The following is a 250-nucleotide window of genomic DNA, read 5'->3' as shown; positions in this document are numbered from 1 at the left end:
CCATGACAATGGTAATGCCAGTGATAGAACAAACAATGATTGTATCAATAAACACTTGCGTCATAGAGACGAGAGCTTGACGGGCAGGCATATCCGTTTTCGCAGCCGCAGCCGCAATTGGTGCTGACCCCAGACCTGCTTCATTGGAAAATACACCACGTGCCACACCCCAGCGAATGACAGTCCCAATTGCACCACCTGCCACGGCTTGACCGGTAAAGGCATCTGAGAAAATAAGACCGACTGCGCC

The 250-nt window shown here is 51.2% G+C and carries 1 protein-coding gene; it reads right to left on the bottom strand.

All coding sequences use genetic code 11. The features are described from left to right. A partial coding sequence (locus tag SB658_RS26085; protein ID WP_410603384.1) for an alanine:cation symporter family protein occupies nucleotides 1-250 on the bottom strand: 250 nt, incomplete at both ends.

This window comes from Bacillus sp. SIMBA_008 (assembly GCF_046535495.1).
Classification (GTDB): domain Bacteria; phylum Bacillota; class Bacilli; order Bacillales; family Bacillaceae; genus Bacillus; species Bacillus subtilis.
Note: the sequence above shows the minus strand (reverse complement) of the source record. Positions and strands in the feature narration are given on the sequence as shown.